Origin of the sequence: Neolewinella litorea (assembly GCF_004803465.1) — a bacterium.
Classification (GTDB): Bacteria; Bacteroidota; Bacteroidia; order Chitinophagales; family Saprospiraceae; genus Neolewinella; species Neolewinella litorea.
Genome location: NZ_SRSF01000012.1, coordinates 72383 through 97649 on the forward strand (window position 1 = coordinate 72383; position 25267 = coordinate 97649).

A 25267-nucleotide genomic window follows, 5' to 3' on the forward strand; every position below is an offset into this window, starting at 1 on the left:
GTAAGTCTACGCTACTATGGTCCCGACAAACAATTATGAACTGCTGATCACCAAATTGGATGAATTTATCCGTAAGTACTATATAAATAGTGCAATCCGCGGCATTTTGTACTGTACGGGGCTGATTTTGTTGCTTTTTTTGGCCATAAGTCTCCTGGAATCACAATTTTACTTCAGTGGAGCTACCCGTAAAGCTCTCTGGTACGGGTTTCTGATCATCAGTGGTGTGGCCCTCATTTCCTGGGTGGCGGCCCCCCTGGCCCGCTATTTTCGCCTGGGCCCGACCATCTCGCACGAGCGTGCGGCACTGATTATCGGGGCCCATTTTAGGAACGTGCAGGACAAACTGCTCAACGTTTTGCAGCTTCGGCAACAGGCCGACAAAGGCCAGGATGCCTTGTTGCTGGCCTCCATTGACCAGAAATCGTCGGAAATCTCCCCCCTTCCTTTCCGGTCGGCCATCGACCTCACCCAGAACAGCCGCTACCTCAAGTACGCGCTCCCGCCCCTGCTGCTGTTGTTGTTCCTTTTGGTCGCCGCGCCCAGCCTCATCCGCGACAGCACCAGTCGGCTCATTCGCAATTCCGAAAATTTTGACCGCCCGGCGCCCTTCCGGTTCGTACTGGCGGAAACACACCCGCAGGTCATCCAGTACGGCAGCTACCCCCTGACGGTGCGCGCCGAGGGCGAAGTCGTGCCCGCCGAAGCCTTCATCGAAGTGGACGGCTACCGTTACCGCCTCAACCGCGAAGACGGAAACACCTTCAGCTACGCCTTCAACAACGTCCAGGAAGACACGCCCTTCCGCATTTCCGCCGGCGCGGTGGCCACTCCGGAGTACCTGCTCACGGTGATGCCGAAACCAACCATCGCGGCGTTTTCCGTGGCCCTTGATTACCCGGCCTACCTCGGGCGGCAGGACGAGGTGACGACCAATATCGGTGACCTTACGGTACCCGCGGGCACCCGCCTGAAATGGTCCTTCGATACGGAAAACACGGAAACTATCGCCCTGCGCTTCGCCTCCGAAGACACGACCGGGCAGCTGCGGCGCGACGGCCGCGACCTTTATAGCTTTGAGAAGCGGGCCATGCGTAGCGACCGCTACAGCCTGTACATCGGCAACGATTACCTCCCCATGGCCGATTCCATCACCTATTCGCTGGCCGTCATTCCCGATCAGTACCCCCGCATCAGCGTGGAATCGTTCCAGGACACTACCGACGAGCAGCTGCTGTTCTTCGTGGGGGAGGCCTCGGACGACTACGGACTCACTCAACTCGATTTCGTCTACCGCATACAGCCCGCCCAGGGAGAAGCCCGGGAGGCCCGGATGCCGGTAAATAACGCCCCCACCGCGCGGCAGCTGCGCTACGACCACGTATTGGACCTGCGCACCGACGTCCCCCTCGAAGCGGGTGACGAATTGACCTACTACTTCGAGGTATTCGACAACGACGGCGTGAACGGAAGAAAGAGCGCCAAGACCGCCGTGATGAGCTACCGGGTGCCCACCCGCGAAGAGATGGACGCCCGGGCCGAAGCCAACGACAACAAGATCAAGGATCAATTGCAGCAGGCCCTGGAAGCTACGCGTGAGCTCCAGGAAGAGACCAAGAAGGTGCGCGAGAAGATGCTACAGGAAAAAGAGGTCGACTGGAAGCTCCGCAAGGAAGTAGAAAAGCTCGCGGAGCGGCAGCAGCAGGTGCAGGAACAGATCGAGGAGGCCCGCCAGGCCTTTGAGGAAAACCTGGAAAACCAGCCCCAGGAGAACGAGCAGATCCGCCAGAAAGAGGAAAAGTTGCAGGAGATGTTCGAGAAGTCCGTCTCCGAGGAACTGCAGGAACTCATGCAGGAAATCCAGCGCCTGATGGAGGAACTGAACAAGGACGAAACCCTGGAGCGGATGGAAGACATCGAACTCTCCGACGAGGAAACGGAGGCCGAACTCGACCGGATGCTGGAACTCTTCAAACAACTGGAGGTCGAAAAGGAAATGCAGGACGCCATCGAGCAACTGGAGGAACTGGCCAAAGAACAGGAAGAACTCGCGCAGGAGAACCTGGAGGGGGAGAAGTCGCCGGAAGAACTGAAAAAAGAACAGGAACAACTGCGGGAGGAATTCGAGAAACTCCAGGAGAAACTGGAACAGGCCGAGCAGAAGAATGAAGAGCTGCAGCGGCCCATGCAACTGGACACGGAACAGGAGCAGCAGGAAGCCGTGAAGCAGGACATGCAGGAGGCCGAGCAGCAACTGCAGGAGCAGCAAGAGCAGCAACAAAGCCAGGAACAGGAAAAGCAGGAGGGGCAGCAACCCCAATCCGAACAGCAACCCCAGCAAAACCAGCCCCAGCAGCAGCAGAAAGGCGCGCAAAAGCAGCAGGACGCGGCCAAGAAGATGAAGCAGATGGCCCAGCAAATGCAGGAATCCATGGAGAGCATGCAAATGGAGAGCAACCGGGAAGACATGGCCGCCATCCGGCAGCTGCTGGAGAACCTCGTTGATCTGAGCTTCGACCAGGAAGAGACGATGGACCAGCTGAACGTGACCACCGTCAATACGCCCCGCTACGTGGAGCTGGTGCAACAGCAGTTCCAGATCAACAACGACTTTGAACTCGTCCGCGACTCCTTACAGGCGCTGGCCAAGCGGAACTTCCAGATCGAATCCTTCATCACGGAGAAAGTTACCGAGATCCGCGGCGACCTGAGCGGAACGGTTGACGAACTCGAAGAACGCCGCACCCCCCAGGCCGCCAACCTGCAGCAACGCGCCATGACGGGGCTGAACGACCTGGCCCTGATGCTGAGTGAAAGCATGGAACAGATGCAGCAGCAAATGGCCGGGCAGATGCAGGGGCAGCAACAGTGCCAGAACCCCCGCGACGGGCAGCAGGGACAAAAAAGCGGAATGCCGAGTGAAAATCCCGGCAGCGAGGGACAGAAAGAAGTAGGTGAACAGCTCCGGGAAATGAAGGAGGGACTGGAGAAAGGGCAGGGCGGCAGCAGCAAGGAATTCGCCGAAATGGCAGCCCGGCAAGCGGCCCTGCGGCGTGCCCTCGAGGAAAAACAGCGCGAACGGCAGCAGAATGGCCAGGGTAAGGATGGCGAACTCGAAAAACTGATCGAGCAAATGAACGCCGCCGAAGAAGATATGGTCAACAAACGGTTGACCAACGAGTCACTCATGCGTCAACAGGATATCCTCACGCGAATGCTCGAACACGAACGGGCGGAGCGTGAACAGAAGATGGATGAAAAACGTAAGTCAGAGACGGCCGAGCAACAACGCCGGGAATTACCCCCCAGTCTGGAAGAGTATATCCGGCAGCGGCGCGCGGAAGTGGAGCAGTTCAAACGGGTGACGCCGGAGTTAAAACCCTATTACCAGGGATTGGTAGACGAATATTTTCGTTCCCTGTCTACCAGACCGTTATGAACTATTTCCCGTGTCCATGATGTTATTTTACTGCAGGCTGCACCTATCCCCCTATTGAAAGATCTCTGAACAACCTCGTACATGCTCACACTCGCTTCCGATCCCAGTAACATAAATCAGGTTGAGCAATTGGTTCACCAAATTGCCAACCGGTTTAAACTTGACCAGGAAAAGCACGACAACCTCCTCATCAGTCTGACCGAGGCCGTCAACAACGCCATCATTCACGGCAACAAGCAGGATCGTTCCAAAACGGTGAGCATCTGCATGGACCGGATCAGACTCTCGATCCGCGTGTCGGATCAGGGCCACGGCTTCAATTACCGCAGCCTGCCCGACCCTACCTGCCCCGAACGCATCTGTGAGTGCGGCGGCCGCGGGGTCTTCCTGATGACGCAGTTGTGCGACCGCATGCGGTACATCGACGGCGGTTCCACGGTGGAAATGCAGTTTCGGCTCTGAACGCTTCCGCCTCCATCGCTTTCCACGAAGAGGGTGGGCAACTGCCGACAGCTTCGCTTGACGCCGTGACCGATTGGATCCGCGCGGTAGTGGACGCCCGTGGGGGGAAGTTAGGCGAGGTCAACTACATCTTTTGATTACCTGCACCAGATGAACCTGGAATACCTGCAGCACGATACCCTGACGGACATCATTACCTTTCCCTATTCGGACTTTCCGGAAGTCTCCGGCGACCTGTTTATTTCCACGGACCGTATAGCGGATAACGCGCGGGAATTCGGGGAGCCCTACGTCGACGAACTGCACCGCGTGATGGTACACGGCATTCTCCACCTCTGCGGACAGGGCGATAAATCGGAATCCGAGACTGCAGCCATGCGTGAACTGGAGCAGTGGGCGCTTTCCCTCCGACCCCCCACCCTCCTGGGCTGATACCCGCTCCCCGTCCGTCGTAAAACGGCCCTTCAATGTTGCGGTAGCAGCACCCGGATACGGCTCAATTGAGGCATCTTTGGGGTTGAATCAGGTATACCGCAGATGAAAGTTCTAAAATTTGGTGGCTCTTCCGTTGCCCAGCCGGACCGTATCCGGGGGATCGTCGAGATCCTCAAGGATTACTACGCCGCCGGCGACCACTTCACGGTCGTCTTCTCCGCCTTCGGAGGAGTCACGGACAACCTGATCGAAATGAGCGAACTCGCCGCCCGCGGCGACGACCGCTACGGGCAGCTGTTCCAGGAGTTTGCGGATCGCCACCAACTGGCCATCGGTGAGTTGCTGACCAACGAAAAACTGCAGCAGGAAACGGCCCACCAAATGCGCCGCAGCCACGAAGTGCTGAAGAATTTGCTCTACGGAATCTTCCTTGTCCGCGAGGCCTCGCCCCGCACCATGGATTACGTCCTGAGTTTCGGGGAGCGGTCCTCTTCCTACATCATTTCCCAGGTCCTGCAACAGGCCGGGGTGCCCGCCGAATTCCTCGATGCCCGCCGCATTATCAAGACGGACAAGACCTTCGGAAACGCCAAGGTAGCCTTCGAAAAAACCTACGCCAAGATCAAGGAGCACTACCGGGAACACCCTAAGGTTCAGGTAGTTACGGGATTTATTGCCTCCGCCAAAGGAGGGCTCACCACCACCCTGGGGCGGGGCGGATCGGATTACACGGCCTCGCTCTTGGCGGCCGGTCTGAAGGCGCAGGCGATCGAGATATGGACCGACGTGAGCGGCGTCCTGACGGCCGATCCGCGACGGGTGGAAAAGGCATTCACCATCCCGAAAATGACCTACGCCGAGGCGATGGAGATGTCGCACTTTGGGGCCAAGGTGATCTATCCGCCGACCCTGATGCCTGCCCTGCAAAATCGCATCCCGCTGTACATCAAGAATACCTTTCAGCCGGATTTCCCCGGGACGAAAGTTAGCGAGGAAAGCGACCCCGACGGCGAAGCTGTACGGGGCATCAGCTCCATCAACAACGTGGCGCTCTGTACTGTATCGGGTACGGGTATGTTTGGGGTCCCGGGCATTGCGGGCCGCATCTTCGGATCACTGGCGGCAGCTAATATCAACGTCATCCTCATCACCCAGGGATCGAGTGAGCACGCCATCAGTTTCGCGGTACAACCGTCAGACGCGGAGCGGGCCCGGGAGGCGGTGGAAGCGGCCTTCGCTTTCGAGATCGCGCGCGGTGTCGTCAACGCCGTGAAGGTGGAGCGCGACCTGAGCGTCGTGGCCATCATCGGCGAAAATATGCGGTATCAGCCCGGCATTGCCGGACGTCTGTTCCGGGCACTGGGCAAGAACGGCATCAATGCAGTGGCGATCGCCCAGGGTTCGAGTGAGCTCAACGTATCGGTGGTGATCAGCCGTGAAGACGAGACCAAGGCACTTAATGCCCTGCACGAGACCTTCTTCCTTTCCGACTACAAGACCCTGCACCTCTTTATCGTCGGCGTCGGACTGATCGGAGGTACCCTGCTCAAGCAGATCGACCAACAGAACGACTACCTGCGCGAGCGGCGCGGGATGGAATTGAAAGTGGTTGGGCTGGCCAACTCCAAGAAGATGATTTTCGCTCCGTCCGGAATTGATCTCAGTCGGTGGAAGGAGTCGCTGGTTCAGTCCTCCATTCCCATCGATTTAGCGGTATTCGTTGGCCGGATGCGCGACCTCAACCTGAGCAACAGCATCTTTGTCGACAATACCGCCGACAGCAAGATTGCATCCTTCTACGAGACCATCCTCGACGAGAGCATCAGTATCTCTACCCCGAACAAGATTGCCACCTCATCTGGATACCTGCAGTACCAGCGGCTGAAAAATATTGCTGATAAACGGGGCGTGCAATTCCGCTACGAAACGAACGTGGGCGCGGGCCTGCCCGTCATCTCCACCCTGCGTGATCTCATTGACAGCGGCGACCGCATCACCAAGATCGAGGGAGTGCTCAGCGGCTCCCTTAGCTATATTTTTAACACCCTGGATGGAATCCTACCCTTCAGCGATATCGTCCGTGAAGCCCGGGAAAAAGGCTTTACGGAACCCGATCCCCGGATTGATCTATCTGGTAAGGACGTAGCCCGCAAGATTCTCATCCTGGCCCGGGAAACCGGTGTGCCGCTCAACGCTGAGGACGTACACGTTAATGGATTTTTACCGGAAGAGGCCATGGCCGCGGCTTCGGTGGAGGATTTCTTCAACGTGATCGAAGACCAGGCTGCCTACTTCAACGAATTGTACGAATCGGCCAGCCGGGAGGGCAAGGTATTACGCATGATTGCCACCCTGGACAGTGATCAAGCAACCGTAGGCGTACAAGCCGTCGGCCCCGACAATCCATTTTACACCCTGAGCGGCAGTGACAACATGATCGTCTTCACCACCGATCGGTACCGGGTACGCCCCCTTGTGGTCCGCGGACCCGGTGCGGGAGCCGAAGTTACGGCCGCCGGCGTCTTTGCCGAAATCATCCAGATCGGATCTTCCCTAAGTTAGTAGTATGCGAGAAGTAAGAGTATTTGCACCGGCGACGGTAGCGAACGTGGCCGTAGGCTTTGATATCCTTGGATTTGCCATCAATCGGCCCGGCGATGAGATCGTGGCCCGCTTGAATCCCTCCTTTTCCGGCGTTCGCATTACGGCCATTACCGGGACCGGCGATAAGCAATTGCCCCTGGAGGTTGAAAAGAACACTGCCGGGGTAGCTGCGAAGCGACTCCTGCACCATCTGGGCGTACCGGAAACCGGGGTAGAACTGGAAATTCACAAGAAAATGCCCTTTGGTTCAGGTCTGGGGTCCTCCGCCGCCAGTGCGGCTGGCGCGGCGGTAGCCGTAAACGAACTGCTCGGTTCCCCCCTTACGCGCGAGGCCTTACTCTACTTTACCGTTCAGGGTGAAGAGGTGGCCGACGGAAGTTTTCACGCCGACAACGTTGCCCCCTGCCTGGTAGGAGGAATTACCCTTATCCGGTCCAACGACTCCCTGGACGTACACCACCTGCCAGTACCGAATGGATTACACGTTGCAGTGGTGCATCCCGAAATTGAAATCCTTACCCGTGACGCCCGGGCCGTACTGAGCGACCAGGTGCCTTTGGTCGTGGCCATTCGGCAGATGGGCAGTTTGGCGAGCTTCATCACCGCCCTATACACCAATGACATTTCCCTGCTTGGTCGCTCCCTGCACGACCACATGGTAGAACCGCAGCGTAAGCAACTGATTACCGGATTTGACGACGTCAAGGCGGCGGCGCTCGATCGTGGTGCCTTGGGTTGCAGCATTAGTGGTGCCGGACCGAGTATGTTCGCGCTCTGCGACAGCGGTTACCTGGCCCAGGCCGTTGGTCAGGGGATGCAAGCGGCCTTCACCAAACATGGAGTCGAAAGCCAACTGTACGTTTCGCCCATCAACCTCCGCGGCGTTGAGGTACTCTCGGTGACGGAGTAACCCAACTTTTCCGGGTCCAAGCATCCCATCCCTATGAAATTCTACAGTACCAACGATCCCGACCACCGCGTCGACCTCCAGGAGGCAATCTTCCGTGGCCTCCCCGCCGATAATGGCCTGTATATGCCAGAGCGGATCGATCCCCTGCCGGACGCCTTCTTTGCTGAGTTGTCCAACTTGAGCTTTGCCGAGATTGGTTATCGTATCAGTCGACAACTGCTCGGGGATACCATTCCGGAAAATGACCTCCGCCGGATCGTGGCGGAAACCGTCAATTTCCCCGCCCCGGTGATTCGGCTTGACGAGCGGACGTATGTCCTTGAGCTCTTTCACGGCCCTTCGTTGGCGTTCAAGGATTTCGGGGCGCGGTTCATGTCGCGGCTGATGCAGCACTTCAATGACGAAAGCCAGGGCGACCTGATCATCCTGGTAGCTACCTCCGGTGATACGGGAGGTGCCGTAGCCGCGGGATTCTTCGATACGCCCGGTATCCAGGTAGTCATTCTCTACCCCAGCGGGAAGGTCAGCGACCTGCAGGAGAAGCAACTGACCACGCTCGGAAAAAATATCCACGCCCTCGAGATCGATGGCAGTTTCGACGACTGCCAAGCTATGGTGAAGCATGCATTCCTGGACGGTGAACTGCGATCCAAGCTCCGGCTCAGCTCCGCAAACAGCATCAACATATCCCGGCTGATACCCCAGACCTTCTACTACTTCGAAGCCTATAAGCAACTGCTCCAATCTGGCGGGGAGGGAGTACCGATGGTATTCTGCGTACCCAGCGGCAACTTTGGTAACCTCACCGCCGGACTTATCGCACAGCGGCTTGGACTACCGGTACACCACTTTATCGCCGCCACCAACGCCAACGACGTGGTGCCGCGCTACCTCGCCAGCGGGGAATACCGTACGGCACCCTCCGTACCTACCCTTTCCAATGCCATGGATGTAGGTGCCCCGAGCAACTTTGCCCGGATGGCTAACCTCTTCGGACAAATCTGGGGGAAGGGTCAGCCCATGCCAGCCGTACACGCGGAATTGGCCCGCCACGTCTCCGGTTACGCCTTCGACGATGCGGCTACTGAGACGGCGGTACGTACGGTCAAGGAAGAGTACGGCTACACTATCGACCCACACGGGGCCGTCGGGTACCTGGCCCTTAAGGAATGGCAAAAAGGACACCCCGATACACGCGGCGTGATTCTGGAAACCGCCCACCCCAGCAAGTTTCTACCCGATATGCGCCGAATACTGCAGGATGAGATTGAGGTACCAGAGCGCCTGGCCGAACTGGCCAATCGGCAGAAAGTAGCGCAACAGATGCCGGCCCGGTTTGCTACGTTTAAAGAATGGCTGCTGACCCGGAGCGTAGAAAAGGGGTAAATGCAATGTTCCACGTGGAACAATTGCCTTTGTCCAGACTGAATGTTCCACGTGGAACATCAATTTCCGGGCCGACATTTATCGCATTTACGGACTAATTTTGCACCTGCTCTGCCATAAGCCTGTCCTTAGTGGTTGTTGAAGCAAGTATTGCCAGGGTATATTAATACCTTAGCAAAATCAAAACTCAGCCAAATGAAAACACGAATTATCTGGAGTATCCTCATGCTGGTCTCTGCGGCCATGGCGGCTCAGGTTCCGGGTGAAAACCCTTTCAAGCAACTGGAAAACGAACTGCCGACGCCGAATGTATACCGGAACGCGGCCGGTGCCCCCGGACATATGTACTGGCAGCAGAAGGCCGATTACGTGATGGATATCCGGCTGGACGATGAGAACCAACGGGTATACGGTACTGAGAAAATCACCTACCACAATAACTCCCCCGATCCCCTAAACTACCTATGGGTTCAGCTCGACCAGAACGTGCGGGCTTTGGATTCGGATACCTACAGCACCTCGACCAGTGAAATGGGTGAGCGGATGTCGCTGAGCCAGCTCTCCCGCCTGGAGCCCACCTTTGACGGAGGTTTCAAGATCGACTGGGTACGCGACGGAAACGGCAAGGATATGGCGTACTACATCCAGAAAACGATGATGCGCGTCGAACTGCCCCAGACGCTGAAGCCCGGCGAAAGCACCGTGCTCCAGATCAAGTACTGGTACAACATCAACGACCGTATGCGCGACGGCGGCGGCCGGTCCGGTTCCGAGTACTTTGAAGAGGACGACAACTTTCTCTACACCATCGCCCAATTCTACCCCCGCATGGCCCTGTACAGCGACAACGTGGGCTGGCAGAACAAACAGTTTCTCGGCCGCGGAGAGTTTACCCTCACCTTTGGCGACTACGACGTCAAGATCACCGTACCCGCCGACCACCTGGTGGCGGCCACCGGTACCCTGCAGAACGACAACGAAGTACTGACCCGCCAGCAACGGCAGCGGTTGGAAGAGGCCCGCAAGGCCCGCGAGCAACCCGTCATCATCGCCTCCCAGGAGGAAGCCATCGAGCGGGAAAAGACCAAAGTGACCCAGGAGAAGACCTGGCACTTCAAAGCGGAGAACGTACGTGACTTCGCCTTCGCCTCCTCCCGGAAGTTTATCTGGGACGCCATGGGCGTCGAGCAGGAAGATGGTAGCGTGGTGATGGCTATGTCTATGTACCCCAAGGAAGGCAATCCCCTCTGGGAGCGCTTCTCCACCAAGGCCGTAGCGCACACCCTGAAATGGTACACCCATTACACCTTCAACTACCCCTACCCCGTTGCCTGGTCGATCAACGCGGCCGACATCGGTATGGAATACCCCATGATCTGCTTCAACTTCGGTCGTACCGAAGCCGACGGCACCTACAGCGACCGTACGAAGTACGGCATGATCGGCGTGATCATCCACGAGGTAGGCCACAACTACTTCCCCATGATCGTGAACAGCGACGAGCGGCAGTGGACCTGGATGGACGAAGGGCTCAATACCTTCCTGCAGTACCTCGCCGAGCAGCAGTGGGAGCGCGACTACCCCAGCCGCCGCGGACCCGCCAACAAGATCGTCGATTACATGAAGGGCGATAAGCGTTACATCTCCCCCATCATGACCAACTCGGAATCCATCTGGCAATTCGGCAATAACGCCTACGGTAAGCCGGCTACCGCCCTCAACATTCTCCGGGAGACGATCATGGGCCGGGAAGTCTTCGACTATGCCTTCAAGACTTACGCCAACCGTTGGAAATTCAAGCACCCCGCCCCCGCCGACCTTTTCCGGACTATGGAAGATGCCTCGGCCGTTGACCTCGACTGGTTCTGGCGCGGCTGGTTCTTCACCACCGACAATGTCGACATCGCCCTGGCCAACGTGAAGGAATTCCGGATCAACAGCATGGACCCCGTAGCGGAAAATGCCCGGCAACGTCAAATGGAGGAGCAGGCACCCCGCAACATCAGCAGTATCCGCAACGAACAGGAAATCGCCCAGACTTACGACGAGATCGACACCACCCTGCGCGATTTCTACACCGAGTACGATCCCCTGGAGGCTACCGTGCTGGATAAAGATGAGTACCACCACTACCTGGAAGGACTGACCGAAGCCGAGCGCAGTGTACTGCAAGCCAACAAGTACTACTACGAACTGACCTTCAAGAATATCGGCGGATTGGTGATGCCGATCATCCTGGAATTCACCTTCGCCGACGGTACGAAAGAGGTCCAGCGCATCCCCGCCGAGATCTGGCGCATGGGTACCGAGGAGGTGAGCAAGGTGTTCCCCTTCGAGCAGGAAGTAACGGCCATCGTACTCGATCCCTTCCTGGAAACCGCCGATACCGACACCAGCAACAACTACTACCCGTCCAAGCCCGCCGTCAACCGCTTTGACCTCTACCAGAGCCGCGAACGCGGCAATGGCGAGAACCCCATGCAGCGCAACCGCCGGGCCGAGCAACAGGAAACCGGTACGCGCCGCTAGTCGGGCCTACGCACGAGTATGACTTACACGAATCCCGCCCTCACCGTCGTCAGCGACGAGGTAACGCCCGGTGCCCTGCGCTGGCGCAGCCCTTCCAACATCGCCCTGGTGAAATACTGGGGCAAGCACGGAAACCAACTGCCCCAGAATGCTTCGGTCAGTCTGACGCTGGACGCGGCCGCTACCGATACTACCCTGCACTACCGCCCGCGCCGGGAAACCGGCGCGGGGGTAGATGTTACGCTTTACTTTCACGGTAAGGTGAATGAAGGGTTTACCGAGCGTACCCGGCGGTTCCTGGAAGGTCTGCTGCCGATCTACCCTTTCCTGCGGCAACTGTCGCTGCGAATCGATACCACGAACAGTTTTCCCCACTCCGCGGGGATCGCGAGTTCGGCGTCGGGCATGAGCGCCCTGGCGCTGTGCCTGGTCAGCCTGGAAGAAGCACTTTTCGAGCCCCTGCCAAATGCGGACGCCTTCTTTCGCAAGGCCAGTTACCTGGCCCGACTGGGCTCGGGCAGTGCCTGTCGTTCGGTGTACGGGCCAGCGGCGGTGTGGGGCACGGTATCCGGTTTACCGGAGAGTAGTGAGGAGTACGCTGTGGGAATTGCCGATCGAATCCATCCGGTCTTTCAGTCGTACCATGACGATATCCTGCTGGTTTCCCGGTCCGAAAAGTCGGTCAGCAGCCGAGCCGGTCACGGCCTGATGGAGCAGAACCCCTACGCACCCGCCCGCTACGCACAGGCCAACCAGCGTACGCGTGAAATGCTGGACATTTTGCGGCGTGGAGATACGGAAAAGTTCGGGCAAGTGCTTGAAAGTGAGGCACTTACCCTCCATGCACTTATGATGAGCAGCCAGCCTTACTACACCCTCATAGAACCGAATACCCTGCACGTAATCAATATATTACAGCAGTATCGGCGGGAAACCCAGCACCCCGTCCACTTTACCCTGGATGCGGGGCCGAACGTCCACCTGCTCTATCCGGACGCGATCGCGGAAGACGTGACCCGGTTCATTCAGGACCACCTCCTGCACTTCTGCGAAGACCGGCAGTACCTGGCCGATCGAGTTGGAAAGGGGCCACACCAACTGAAGGTCGACGAAACGTCCGGGGTGTAAGACGTGTTTAAGCAGCAATGCGCTTCCTCAACTTCACGCTTCTCGCCCTGGCCGTCTGCTGCGTCTACGCCTGCCGCCTGAGCAGCCAGGAAATCCCTCCCCGACTCCGGACGGGCTACGGCCCCCTCGACGACCGCCTGTCACGCATGGTTACGGCCGATTCGCTTAGCCTCAGTCCTGCCGAAGTACGGCAACTGGACGATCCGCTCCTGCTCGATGCCCGCGAACCCGTCGAATATGGCGTGAGCCACCTTCCGGGTGCCCGCAACCTGGGCTACGACGATGCCCGCTACGAATTGCTATCAGGCGTGGATCCCGACCGCCCCCTGGTGGTCTACTGCACCGTTGGCTACCGTAGTGAGCGCATGGCCGAGGAGTTGCGCAGCCGCGGCTTCCGGCGGGTCTATAACCTGTACGGTAGTATCTATGCGTGGGCGTTGGCCGGTTACCCGCTCGTCGACCAGGCCGGGCCCACCCGCCGGATCCACACCTACAATAAGAAATGGGGAACCTACTTCCCCGACAGCCTTGCTACCAAAGTTTATTAGTCCCGTATCCATGACGCTTTACCAACAAATTCAGGAGTGTGTTGCCTTCATCAAACAAAGAGCCCGAACCGTACCGCGCGTCGGGATCATTTTGGGTACCGGACTCAGCACCCTGGTAGAAGAGATCGAGGTAGAACAGGAGTTCGTCTACGGCCTGCTCCCCTTTTTCTCGGTATCCACCGTTGCGAGCCACCGGGGTAAACTCGTGCTCGGTAAGTTGCGGGGCGTGCCCGTCGTGGCCATGGCCGGCCGTTTGCACTATTACGAAGGTTACAGCATGCAGCAGCTCACCTTCCCCGTGCGCGTCTTGAAGGCGCTGGGCATCGAGCACCTGCTGATCTCCAACGCTTCCGGCAGCGTCAACCCGGACATCTGCGCCGGCGACGTGGTCTTCATCAAGGACCACATCAATATGCAGCCCGACAATCCCCTTCGCGGGCACAATGACGACCGCCTGGGGCCCCGTTTCCCCGACATGGTGCACACCTACAACCGCGAACTGAACGCTACCGCCATGAAAATGGCCGAAAAGCGGGGTTTGACCGCCCACGAAGGGGTGTATCTGGCCTTGGCAGGCCCCAATCTGGAAACTCCGGCCGAATACCGCATGGCCAACATCATCGGTGCCGACGTGATCGGCATGTCTACCGTTCCGGAAGTGCTGGTAGCGCGCCACTCCGACCTGCCCGTCTTCGTAGCCTCCGTGGTCAGCAACAAATGCTTCCCCATCGCCGACATCCAGCCGACCACTGTCGATGATGTCATCAGCACGGTACAGGAAGTTGAACCCAAACTGCGGGAACTCATCAGCGACATGGTCGAGTACCTGGGAAAAAAGAAGCAGGCCGCCCGCACGGTTTCGTAGGCGCGGCCGCGGGTCCCGTGCCTGTCGCCTCAAGTGGAGCCACGATCCGTGACGAACAACTGACACGCCTTGCGTGCCGGTGACCGTACAGCTTACCGAAACACGGATTCTATCTGGTGGGTGGGGTTTCCGGCGGTCCTCACTCGGAAGCACACAGCCAGCCGGACAGCCCACGCGCCGCGTGGGCCTAAGTCATTACAACCTCATAAAACAGATACTCCACCCAGCGGGTGGAGGTACCGGTTATGTCGCCGTCACTCGGGTACGTACGACCAGCCGGACAGCCCACGCGCCGCGTGGGCCAATGGCAGTACAACTACCCGAAACATTTACTCCACCCGGCGGGTGGAGGTTCCGGCCGTCCTCACTCGGAAGCACGCAGTCAGCCGGACAGCCCACGCGCCGCGTGGGCCAACCCCGTTACAATCCCGCAAGCACTTACTCCACCCGGCGGGTGGAGGTACCGGCCGTGTCGCCCTCACTTGGGTACGCGCGGCCAGCCGGACCACCCACGCGCCGCGTGGGCCAACCCTGCTACAACGCTGTAAATAGTTACTCCACCCGGCGGGTGGAGGTTCCGGTCATGTCGCCGTCACTTGGGTACGCGCGGCCAGCCGGACAACCCACGCGCCGCGTGGGCCAATGGCAATACAACTACCCGAAACACTTACTACTCCACCCGGCGGGTGGAGGATCCGGTAATATCGCCCCCACTGGGAAGCACGCAGTCAGCCGGACCACCCACGCGCCGCGTGGGCCAATCCCGTTACAATCCCGCAAGCACTTATTCCACCCGGCGGGTGGAGGATCCGGCCGTGTCGCCGTCACTTGGGTACGCGCGGCCAGCCGGCCAGCCCACGCGACGCATCGGCCAAAGTCATTATGACCCTATAAAAACAGTTACTCCACCCTGCGGGTGGAGGATCCGATCATGTCGCCGTCACTAGGGTACGCGCGGCAAGCCGGACAGCCCACGCGCCGCGTGGGCCAACCCTGCAAACAGTTACTCTACCCGGCAGGTGGAGGTTCCGGTAATATCGCCCCCACTAGCAAGCGCGCAGCCAGCCGGACCACCCACGCGCCGCGTGGGCCAGACCCTTTGTAACGCCGCGAAACAAGTGCTCTACCTGCCGGGCAGAGGACCCGGTTCAGACGCTATTGGTATAGGAGGAGTAGAAGTGAGGTACTCAGGTAATAACCTGACGGGCTTCGCCGGGCCGACAATGGGAAATTCACCCATTCCCGCAAAGCATCAAGCTCCCGAAAGTAGAAGATCAAATGGGAAAGAAAACCAAAAAGATGGTCCCTCGTACAACTAACAAATGCGCTTGAGCCTTTAAAACAAGTTAACCCTGATCGAAACCTGAATGAACGGAGCCCTCCGCGCCGCCTGGAAAAATCTTAGTGCCACCGACCGCGACGTAGCAACGGCAATGAGCATAGTGTACGAGGAACGCTCCGTGCTCGACCTGTCTCGCCTGTTGAACAAGATCGGTATGGCCCCGCCCCCCGGTGAGTCCCGATTTACCCACGCCGATACCGAACAGATTGTCCACCGCCTGCACGAACAGCAAATCCTGATCAAGCAAAGCGACCACGGATGGCGAATCAACCCGAAGTATAGCGAAGCCATTATGCGCCAAGCCAGTCGCCGGCCCGACTTCAGCGTACTGGTCAACGAGATTCGCCGTGAACTGCCCTACAAAACGTACTGGCAGCCCAGCAGTCCGCACGCCCTCATGCGGGAGATCAGGATCGCCTTCTACCTGCAGAACGAAGCCGGCTTCGACCGCCTGCAACGGGAAACGGAGAACTTCTACCCCGATCAGGCCCGCACCGGCATCTTCATCGATCCGCTTTTCGCCGAGTTCGACCCCCGCTGGGTAGAGAACTTACTGCCCGCCTGGCAGGAGATCAACCTGCGCAACGCTTTCCGTCGTGCCCTGGTCGCCATGGAGCCCCTGGATTCACTCATTGAATTCCTGGAGCAGCACGAAAAAATCCGCGAGCCCGAGTCCGGTCCCCTGCGCGAACTACTGGCGGAAGCCTTCGTCCTGCAGGGCGCCTGGAGCCGCCTGCAACTGTGGGCCGACCTGGAGACTTCGGAGTGGCGCAGCAGCGCCAACCACCTGATCTACCACGTCCTCCGCGATGAGGACGAGATCGCCCAGGACCTCATTGAGGAAGTTCGCAAGGGCTACCGCCGCGAATACGAAAACAAGTATCCGGCCCACCTTGCCGGCTACCTCTACCTGCTCTCCCTGCTCCGCAACGGGGGGGTGAAGAGTGCCGAGATCATCGGCCACCACCTGGAGAACCTGGACCCCGTACAGAACCTGCGCCTCGGCGGCACCTACCTCGTGTTCAAAGCCTTGCACGCTTACCTACGCAACGACGAAGAGGCCCAGGTAGTAGCCCAGCAAGGACTGGAGCGAATGGAAGCCAATGCCTTCGCCCGTACCTTTCACGCCCTGTTCCGGCTCTGGACCGACAGCAGCACGGAATCGCCCACCCCGGCCTACCTGCAGCAACTCGAATCCTTCCGCGAACGCGCCCAGGACAGTGGCTACCAATGGGTGGAGATGGAAATTACCCGCGTCCTCTCCCTGCGTCATCCGGACACCGAGGCCCGGGAAGCCTACGCCAGCCGGGCCCAGCAATTGAGCGACCAGCTGCGCATCTACTCCCTGGCCGACGCCATGCCGCGCATCGAACCCTGGGAACGCGCCCTGGAAGTGCTGGTGGGTATGGGTACCCCGGACCGACTCCAGGATAAGCGAAACAAGAAAACCAGTCGCTTCGTCTGGTTCGTCGATTTTGAAAAGCGGGAACTGGAACCCCGCGAACAGACGCTCAGCAAGGGCGGAAACTGGTCGAAAGGCCGTAAAGTGGCCCTGAAAAGGGTCAAACAGGGCGATGTGGAGGGAATGACGCCCCAGGACGTCTCCGTCGCCAAGGCGATCGAGGAAGATTACAGCCGCTACCACCCCAACGGCAGCTACACCATCAACTACGAGGAGGCGCTGCTGGCCCTGGTCGGCCACCCAAATCTGTACCTCAGCAAGAACTCGGCCATCGGCGTGGAATTGGTGCGCCGCAACCCACAGCTGCTCATCGAAGAGACGAGCAACCGCCTCCACCTCCGCTTTGCCCAGGATTTCACGGGCACCGGCGTACAAGTCGTGAAGGAAACCCCGACGCGCTACCAGGTGATTGAGGTCAACGACGGCCACAACCTCATCCACCGGCAAATCGGCGACGGCCTGGAGATCCCCAAGCGGGCCCGCCACCGCCTGCTCGAGGTGGCACGTAATCTGAGTAAGTTTACTGAGGTTCAGAATACCCTTACCGGGGTGATCGACGATCTCGACGAAACCAAGGCGGACTCGCGCACCTACGTCCACCTGTTGCCCATTGGGGAAACCTTTAAAGTGGAATTCTTCGTTCGCCCGCTGATCGAGGAGGACCAGTACTTCAAGCCGGGCCGCGGCCGCAACAAGGTGATCAGCGACATCGATGGCCACCGCCGCCTCGCCGAGCGCGACCTGAGCCGGGAGATCGAGCGGGCCGAAGGCGTGATCCTCGACTGCCCTACCCTGCAGAAACTGGTCCACCGCGACTACGAATGGCAGGTAGACGAAGTAGAGGACTGCCTGAACATCCTGCTGGAGCTGCAACCCCTGCGAGCACTAGACCGCATCATCCTAGAGCATCCCCGCGGCGAACGGATCAAACTGATCGGCAGCGTGGACTTCGGAGACCTCTCCATCGGGGTAAAGGAAAGCGCCGGCTGGTTTGACGTGGAAGGATCCCTGTCCGTGGACGACAACCAGGTCATCAGCTTCCGCGAACTCATCGACAAGGTGAGCCAGAACGAGCAGAGCAACTTCATCCAACTCAGTGAGGGGCAGTACGTGGCCCTCACCGAGCAACTGCGGCGAAAGCTGCGGGAGATGGAGGGCCTCATGAACCAAAAAGGCGAAGGCATGCAGCTGCACCCCCTCGCCACCGGCATACTCGACGATGTCGCCGATCAGCTGGGCTCCTTCGAGGCGGATATTGCCTGGCGGGAGAGCCTGCAGCGCATTCAGAGCGTGAACCATACCATGGCCCGCGTGCCTTCCACCTTCCGGGCGGAGCTGCGGCCATACCAGCTGGACGGCTTCCGCTGGCTGATGCGCCTGGCCGACTGGGGCGTGGGCGCGTGTCTGGCGGACGATATGGGTCTGGGTAAGACCATTCAGGCCCTGGCCATGATGCAGGCCCGTGCCGAGGAAGGCCCGGCCCTCGTGATCGCTCCCGCCTCCGTGACGCGCAACTGGATGCGGGAAGCGGCCCGTTTCGCCCCCACCCTGAACCCGATCCTGCTCGTGGGCAGCGACCGGCAGGAGATCATCGACAACGTGGGCCACTACGATCTGCTGGTGGTCAGCTACGGACTGCTGCCCTTCGAGGGCGAGGCCCTGGCCAACAAGCGATTCGGTACCATCGTGCTCGACGAGGCACAGGCCATCAAGAACCGTGGGACCAAGCGCAGCCAGATCGCCATGCAACTTCAAGGCGACTTCCGGGTAGCCACCACGGGTACGCCCATAGAGAATCACCTCGGTGAGCTCTGGAACCTGTTCACCTTCCTGAATCCGGGGCTGCTGGGGCCTTTCCAGCGCTTCAACGAGAAGTATACCGTACCGATCACCCGGAACAACGATAACGAGCGGCGACAGCAGCTGCGTCGATTGATACAGCCCTTTATCCTGCGGCGTCGCAAGGAAGAAGTCCTGGAAGAACTGCCGCCGAAAACGGAAGTTACCCTCACCGTAGAGCTATCACCGCCCGAACGCGCCTTCTACGAGGCCCTGCGGCAGCACGCCCTGGAAAGTATCGACGAGAGCGATGGACCGAACCGCCGCTTCCAGATACTGGCCGAGCTGATGAAGTTGCGGCAGGCGGCCTGCCATCCACGATTGGTCAATCCCGATGTGGACATCTCCAGCAGCAAACTGGAACTGCTCGCCGAAACCGTGCAGGAACTGCGGGAGAATGGTCACAAGGCGCTGATCTTCAGTCAGTTCGTACGCCACCTCAAAATCGTGGAGGCCTGGGCCATCGAAAATAATGTACCCTACCAGTACCTGGACGGCAGTACCCCCGGACCCAAGCGCGATGAGGCGGTGCAGGCCTTCCAGCGCGGGGAGGGCGACATTTTCCTCATCAGCCTCAAAGCGGGGGGGACCGGACTTACCCTCACGGCGGCAGATTACGTGCTGCACCTGGATCCCTGGTGGAACCCCGCCGTGGAGGACCAGGCCAGCGACCGTGCCCACCGGATCGGGCAGCAGCGGCCGGTTACCGTATACCGCTTCGTCTCCGAGAACACCATCGAGGAGAAAATCGTCAAATTACACGCCGAGAAGCGCGACCTGGCCGATAGCCTGCTGGCCGGCACCGAACAAAGCGGCAGCCTGAGCGCTGATGACCTCCTAGACCTGATCAAGAATGGATAATACGACCCCCCGCCCCCACCTCCACGTATTCGACGACGGACCCGCGGTAGCCCGCGCCTTCGCCGACCACCTGGTGAAAAAGCTGCAGCAACAGCCCGAAGGTCCCGTGTACTGGGCCCTCTCGGGCGGATCGACTCCCAAACTGCTCTTCAAGCTGCTGGCGAAGGAGTACGGGGAAAAGATCGACTGGTCGCGGCTGCACTTCTTCTGGGGCGACGATCGCATGGTACCCTACGACGATCCGGAAAGCAACTACGGCGAAGTCAAAAGCCTGCTGTTCGATCACGTACCGGTGATCGAGGAGCAGATCCACCCCGTACCAACGGACCTGCCCGCCGAGGAAGCCGCCGAAGCCTACGCGGCCACGATATCCGAACTGCTCCCGCAGAACTCGGATGGTTTACCCATCTTCGACATCAATATGCTCGGTATGGGCGGCGACGGCCACACTGCCTCCATCTTCCCCGACAGCATGGACCTGCTGACCGACGAGCGCATCTGCGCCGTTGCCAAACACCCCGAAAGCGGCCAGCTCCGCGTCACGCTTACCGGACCCGTCATCAACGCCTCCGACGAGGTGGTTTTCCTGGTTACGGGAGACTCCAAAACGGAGCGGGTAGCGCAGATACTGAACCGCACAAAGGAGGGTGATCGGTTCCCGGCCGCTCACATCCGTCCCGTCACGGGCAACCTGCACTGGTTTCTGGACGCGGCCGCGGCGGCGGAGGTGAAGTAGGCCAAAATACCCCGGACTCATTTTCGGCATTTTTGCCGGAAAAGACGAATTGCGCGGAATATTTATTGGATTATAGGCACTTTATGCGCAATAATACCGCCGTGGTCCGAACCAATAGGGGTACCTGTCACGTAGGTAAAGGTAAAGTTGGCTGATTCCCCCGGGAGTTCCAGCTGACTGTTTCCAAACTTTCTAACGCTATCCCATGCACAAGAACTTCCTACTTCTCCCCCTCCTAGCCCTTTTACTGGCCTTTACCGCCTGCGAAAAGGAAGAATACACGATTTCGGAACCCGAGTCCCAATCGTTCAAAACCAACGATCTGGCCAAGGCCCACAAAACCAAGGACCGCTACGTTGCCGATCTGATGAGCCTGAACAATTCCGGTGTTATGGGCCAGGCTATCCTTACCCTAGAGGATGGTATGCTCACCGTCCACATCGAGGCTTCGGGTATGGTCCCTAACGTCGCCCACGCCCAGCACATCCACGGCCACACGGATAGCCCCCGCGCCAGCGTATGTCCGCCCCCCGCCGCCGACACCAACGATGACGGCATGATCTCAGTGGCCGAAGGCGTGCCCTTCTACGGAGGCATCCTCCTGGCCCTGACCCCCTTCCCCGTAGCCGATGCCGACGGTAATATCGATTACACCAACACCTTTGAATATACCGGCGACCTCGGTCAGCTGCAAAAGCGCGTGATCGTTCTCCACGGCGGCAACTTCGACGGTGAATTTATCCCCAGTCTGCCCGTGGCCTGCGGCAAGATCTCGGTGAAAAAGTAGGCCCCCGCCCTACGCTGGGGTGATCCACCCCAAAAAACCAATACGCCGATCGGGCGGTTACGGATATTGTCCGTAGCCGCCCTTTCTTTTTTTGGTTTGCGCTACCTTTGCGCCACAAATTTGTACCCCATGACCTCCCAAAAGGCCGTTTCCGCCACCGACCAGCCCCACACCAGTCGTAAGAACTACTGGATCTACTTCCTGATCTCCCTGGTCATCTTCCTCCTGATGCTGATCTTCATGAATCAGTGGTTCTGGGTATCCATGCCCTTCATGCTCACCTTCCTGGTGATGGCACTGGGGTATATGTAAGGTCGAGGCCTTTTAGGCCGAGGGGTGTTCATTTTTCGCAATGCCCTTCGCGCTTTGTGCTTCAGACATTGCTGTTCGTCTGCGTCCCTTTCAGGGCCGGGCCCGTAATGTGATTGGAAGATTGGGGTCAGTACTGCAGGTACATGACCTCCTTTTCGGCGAAGAAGTCTTCGGAAAACCACTTATCGATGGGATATTCCTCGACGTAGGCACCTTTGGGGAGGGCGGAGAGTTCCTGTTTGAGGCCGCGACCCTTCAGAGCCAGGATGCCGTTGGGCAGGCCGTGGCGTTGTTTGTCGGCGATGAGGCGCAGGCTCCAGGCGGCCAGCTGGTCGATCTTGGCTACGGCGCGGGTGACGACGAAATCGTAGGACGGGCGCTTGAGTTCTTCGGCCCGTTTCTGTTCGGCCCGGCAATTTTTCAGGCCCAGGGCGGCGATGACTTCCTGGCAGACCCGAATTTTCTTGGCGGTACCGTCAATAAGGTGGAAATCAGCATCCGGAAACAGGATAGCCAACGGGATACCCGGAAAACCACCGCCGGTACCCAGATCCAGCACCCGCGCGCCGGCGCGAAACTGGACGACTTTGGCGATGGCGAGGGAATGCAACACGTGGTGGACGTACAGATTGTCGATGTCCTTGCGGCTGATGACGTTGATCTTGGCGTTCCAGTCGCGGTAGAGGCCGTCCAGGGCGGCAAACTGCTCGCGTTGCCGCTCGGTGAGGTCGGGGAAGTAGGAAAAAATGACGTCTGCTGACATAGATCGGGAAGCTGCCGGCCGCGCTAGGCCCCGGCGGGTAGTTGAGCGATAATTTCGGAGAAGGCCTGCCACACGGGCTCATCGGGCAGGGGCGCCTGCAATTCGACCCGGGAACCGCTGATGGGATGGTCGAAAGCGAGGGTGAAGGCGTGCAGGTCGATGGTCTTGTCGGTATTGCCGCGCTTGAAGCCGTACTTCTCGTCGCCCCGCAGCGGACTGCCGATTGCCCCCAATTGGGCCCGAATCTGGTGCTTGCGGCCCGTGAGGAGCTGGATCTCGAGAAGGTGGTAGCGGTCGGAACTGCCCAGGTAGCGGTAGCTGAGTTCGGCCCGCTTGGCGGTCTTGTCGGAGGAGTCGACAACCTCGGAGCTGTTGCCCTTCGCCTCCCGGATGAAGTGGACCAGGGTAGCCTCGTCCTCCTTCGGACGCTCGCCCACGATGGCCAGGTAGGTCTTGCTGATGGTACGCTCCTGAAACTGTTCCGACACCTTCGCCTGAGCACTGGCCTTCTTCCCGAACAGCACCACCCCGGATACCGGCCGATCGAGACGGTGAATAGGGTACAGATCGTGGTGGGCATAGGCCGCTCCTATCTGCAGCAGGTTCGGACTCCCCTTTTTGTCGGGCACTACGGCCAGTCCGGCGGGCTTGTTAAAGGCGATGAGCTGGTTGTCCTTGTATAGGACCCAATCGCCCGGTCGACCGGGAAACTGTTGCTTGGGAGTGGCGGGCATGGGTAGGGATTGTGAAAGCCGGTAGCTTTTTGCAAAGGTACGTACTTCAGGTCGAGGCCCTGCGGGCCGAGGGATACCGCTACTGGTAAGGCTCTGAGTATCGCGGTGGGTGGGATTTACCATTTACAAGGGGCCATTTACAATATACCATTTGCGTGGCAGCTCGCTTCGCTCGTATGTCAGGTCGAGGCCCTGCGGGCCGAGCGACAGGTTTACCTCGGGACTGAAGGGGCGATAATCCGCGAGCAGCGCGAGCAAAAAAATCCGCGCCACAATCTGCGCCTTAATCCGCGGAATCCGCGGTTCACCCCCAAAGCGCCAAAGGCGCTAAAAACTCACCGCAGATTCCGCTGATCGGGGCGCAGATTGAGGCGCAGATGAATCTCACCCAGCCCAAAGTCCGAGAGCCAAGCAAGCAGAAAACCCACAAAAATCCGAAGTCCGAATCAGCAGCAAAAAACCACTCCCCCCTACTTCACCTCCTCGTAATCAATATAATCGTCGCGCTCCTCGTCGGGGGTGATGTCGATCTTGTCGTGGGGCTTGGGCCCGCGGCCGACCTGCTGCTGCATGCGGGAATACCACTGGTAACCGCGGTAGGCGAAATAGATCAAGGCGATGGTGAAGATGAAATCCATAGTACAAAGGTAATCCCGGCGCAACGGCCGGTGTAATTTTCGGGCAGACTATCTGACGCCCGGCAGACTCACAGCCACCGGTGCAGCCTTTCGACGAGCCGGCGGACCCGGTCGGTGTAGGGCGGGTAGACTACGGAGAGGTCGAAGAACTTCCGCTCCAGTACCGAGCGCTCGTTGCAAAAACCAACCCAGCCATGATACCCAAAACTCTTCCCGATGCCACTGTTGTTCACCCCGCCGAAGGGTAATGCAGGATTCCCCTGGGAAAGGAAGAATTCATTCACCATGGTGCCCCCGGCGCTGGTCTCGGCGAGGAAGCGGCGGATAAAATTGCGGTCGTTCGCCTGGAGGTAAAAGGCCAGCGGCTTCGGCAATCCGTGGATCACCGCCAGGGCCTCCTCCGGGGTGCGGTAGGTGAGAACGGGAAGGATGGGACCGAAGATCTCCTCCCGCATGATGCGCATGGCCGGGGTCACCCGGGTGAGGATGGTGGGGGCAAAGTAGCGGTCGGCCGCGTCGTGCTGCCCGCCCGCCGCGGTGGTAGCGCCGTCGGTGAGGGCTTCGGCGAGCAGACCGCTCAGGTGGTCGTGCTGCCTGCGGTTCACGATGCGGGCCAGACTGTCCGAGGCCCGGGGGTCGGGGCCGTAGTAGTCGTGCAGGGCTTCGGTGAGTGCCCTTAGGTAGTCGGCGGCGATGCTTTCGTGGACGAGCAGGTAGTCGGGGGCCGTGCAGGTCTGTCCGGCGTTGAAGAACTTGCCCCAGGCCACGTTGCGGGCCGACTTCTGGATGTCCACGTCCGGGGCCACCACGCAGGGCGATTTGCCGCCGAGCTCCAGGGTCACGCTGCTCAGGTTTTCCGCGGCGGCAGCCATCACTTTCTTGCCCACGGCCGGACTGCCGGTGAAAAAGATGTGGTCGAAGGGCAGCCGCGTCAGGGCGGCGGCGGTATCGGCCTCCCCCTCCACCACCGTCACCTCGTGGGGGTCGTAGAGTTCCTCCACCATGCGTTTCAGGTAGTCCGTGGTGGCCGGACTGGCCTCCGAAGGCTTCAGCACCACCGGGCAGCCCGCCGCCATGGCGTAGAGCAGGGGTACCACGGCGAGGTTGAAGGGGTAGTTCCAGGGCGAAAGGATCAGCACGCAGCCCTTGGGCTCGTAGTAGATGTAGTTTACCGTGCCCACCATGCTCAGGGGGGTAGCCACGCGGCGGGGCTCCATCCACCGCTGGAGGTGCTGGGTGATGTACTTGATGTGGCCGTGTACGGCACCGACCTCGCTGAGGAGGCTCTCCACCGCCGGCTTGCCGAGGTCGCTGGAAAGGGCCCGGACGAGCCGCTGCCGGTGGTCGTCGTTCCCGAGGTAGGTGGCTATCCTTTCCAGCCTCTCCTTCCGTTCGTCCACGCTGCTGCGGGCGAGCGCGGGTGCCCGGGAACGCTGCTGCGCCAAAAGGTCGTTGTAGGGTAAAGGGGGGCGGGCCGTATCCATAGG

At 59.4% G+C, this 25267-nt stretch carries 18 protein-coding genes; 14 read left to right on the forward strand and 4 right to left on the reverse strand.

What is annotated here, in order from left to right:
• Positions 1-139 precede the first annotated feature (139 nt).
• The 14 genes from E4021_RS16530 to E4021_RS16595 all read left to right on the forward strand — a co-directional run bounded on the left by E4021_RS16530 (position 140) and on the right by E4021_RS16595 (position 21645).
• Complete coding sequence (locus tag E4021_RS16530; RefSeq protein ID WP_136460491.1) at positions 140-3439, forward strand: coiled-coil domain-containing protein; 3300 nt, start codon at positions 140-142, stop codon at positions 3437-3439.
• 81 nt (positions 3440-3520) lie between these two features.
• On the forward strand, positions 3521-3901 hold the full coding sequence (locus tag E4021_RS16535) for an ATP-binding protein (RefSeq protein WP_136460492.1): 381 nt from the start codon (positions 3521-3523) through the stop codon (positions 3899-3901).
• Between the two features lie 150 nt (positions 3902-4051).
• On the forward strand, positions 4052-4333 hold the full coding sequence (ybeY, locus tag E4021_RS16540) for an rRNA maturation RNase YbeY (protein WP_136460493.1): 282 nt from the start codon (positions 4052-4054) through the stop codon (positions 4331-4333).
• Between the two features lie 105 nt (positions 4334-4438).
• On the forward strand, positions 4439-6898 hold the full coding sequence (gene thrA, locus E4021_RS16545; protein ID WP_136460494.1) for a bifunctional aspartate kinase/homoserine dehydrogenase I: 2460 nt from the start codon (positions 4439-4441) through the stop codon (positions 6896-6898).
• Positions 6899-6902: 4 nt separating this feature from the next.
• Positions 6903-7850, forward strand: a complete 948-nt coding sequence (locus tag E4021_RS16550) for a homoserine kinase (protein WP_136460495.1) — start codon at positions 6903-6905, stop codon at positions 7848-7850.
• A gap of 33 nt (positions 7851-7883) precedes the next feature.
• Positions 7884-9236 carry a threonine synthase gene (gene thrC, locus E4021_RS16555; protein WP_136460496.1) on the forward strand — a complete coding sequence of 451 codons (1353 nt, stop codon included), beginning with the start codon at positions 7884-7886 and terminating at the stop codon, positions 9234-9236.
• 195 nt (positions 9237-9431) lie between these two features.
• Positions 9432-11765, forward strand: coding sequence for a M1 family metallopeptidase (locus tag E4021_RS16560; protein WP_136460497.1), 2334 nt, complete (start codon positions 9432-9434; stop codon positions 11763-11765).
• Positions 11766-11783: 18 nt separating this feature from the next.
• Positions 11784-12893 carry a diphosphomevalonate/mevalonate 3,5-bisphosphate decarboxylase family protein gene (locus E4021_RS16565; RefSeq protein ID WP_136460498.1) on the forward strand — a complete coding sequence of 370 codons (1110 nt, stop codon included), beginning with the start codon at positions 11784-11786 and terminating at the stop codon, positions 12891-12893.
• 17 nt (positions 12894-12910) lie between these two features.
• The gene (locus E4021_RS16570) at positions 12911-13441 is read left to right on the forward strand and encodes a rhodanese-like domain-containing protein (protein ID WP_136460499.1); all 531 of its coding nucleotides are present in this window, start codon (positions 12911-12913) and stop codon (positions 13439-13441) included.
• Positions 13442-13451: 10 nt separating this feature from the next.
• Positions 13452-14306 carry a purine-nucleoside phosphorylase gene (locus E4021_RS16575; protein ID WP_136460500.1) on the forward strand — a complete coding sequence of 285 codons (855 nt, stop codon included), beginning with the start codon at positions 13452-13454 and terminating at the stop codon, positions 14304-14306.
• A 1367-nt stretch (positions 14307-15673) separates the two neighbouring features.
• Positions 15674-19810, forward strand: a complete 4137-nt coding sequence (locus tag E4021_RS16580; RefSeq protein WP_136460501.1) for a DEAD/DEAH box helicase — start codon at positions 15674-15676, stop codon at positions 19808-19810.
• Positions 19803-20546: a 6-phosphogluconolactonase gene (gene pgl, locus E4021_RS16585; protein WP_136460502.1), complete on the forward strand. Its 744-nt coding sequence runs from the start codon at positions 19803-19805 to the stop codon at positions 20544-20546. The genes E4021_RS16580 and pgl overlap by 8 nt, the downstream gene beginning before the upstream one ends.
• Positions 20547-20751: 205 nt before the next feature.
• Positions 20752-21333, forward strand: coding sequence for a hypothetical protein (locus E4021_RS16590; protein WP_136460503.1), 582 nt, complete (start codon positions 20752-20754; stop codon positions 21331-21333).
• 129 nt (positions 21334-21462) lie between these two features.
• Positions 21463-21645, forward strand: coding sequence for a hypothetical protein (locus E4021_RS16595; RefSeq protein ID WP_136460504.1), 183 nt, complete (start codon positions 21463-21465; stop codon positions 21643-21645).
• Positions 21646-21772: 127 nt separating this feature from the next.
• Here the strand turns inward: E4021_RS16595 and rsmG are convergent, their stop codons facing one another.
• The 4 genes from rsmG to E4021_RS16610 form a co-directional block, all read right to left on the reverse strand.
• The gene (rsmG, locus tag E4021_RS16600; RefSeq protein WP_136460505.1) at positions 21773-22408 is read right to left on the reverse strand and encodes a 16S rRNA (guanine(527)-N(7))-methyltransferase RsmG; all 636 of its coding nucleotides are present in this window, start codon (positions 22406-22408) and stop codon (positions 21773-21775) included.
• Between the two features lie 23 nt (positions 22409-22431).
• Positions 22432-23142, reverse strand: a complete 711-nt coding sequence (locus E4021_RS16605; protein WP_168797662.1) for an RluA family pseudouridine synthase — start codon at positions 23140-23142, stop codon at positions 22432-22434.
• Positions 23143-23612: 470 nt separating this feature from the next.
• Positions 23613-23780: a hypothetical protein gene (locus E4021_RS18205; RefSeq protein WP_168797663.1), complete on the reverse strand. Its 168-nt coding sequence runs from the start codon at positions 23778-23780 to the stop codon at positions 23613-23615.
• Between the two features lie 68 nt (positions 23781-23848).
• Positions 23849-25264, reverse strand: coding sequence for an aldehyde dehydrogenase family protein (locus E4021_RS16610; protein WP_136460507.1), 1416 nt, complete (start codon positions 25262-25264; stop codon positions 23849-23851).
• Positions 25265-25267 lie beyond the last annotated feature (3 nt).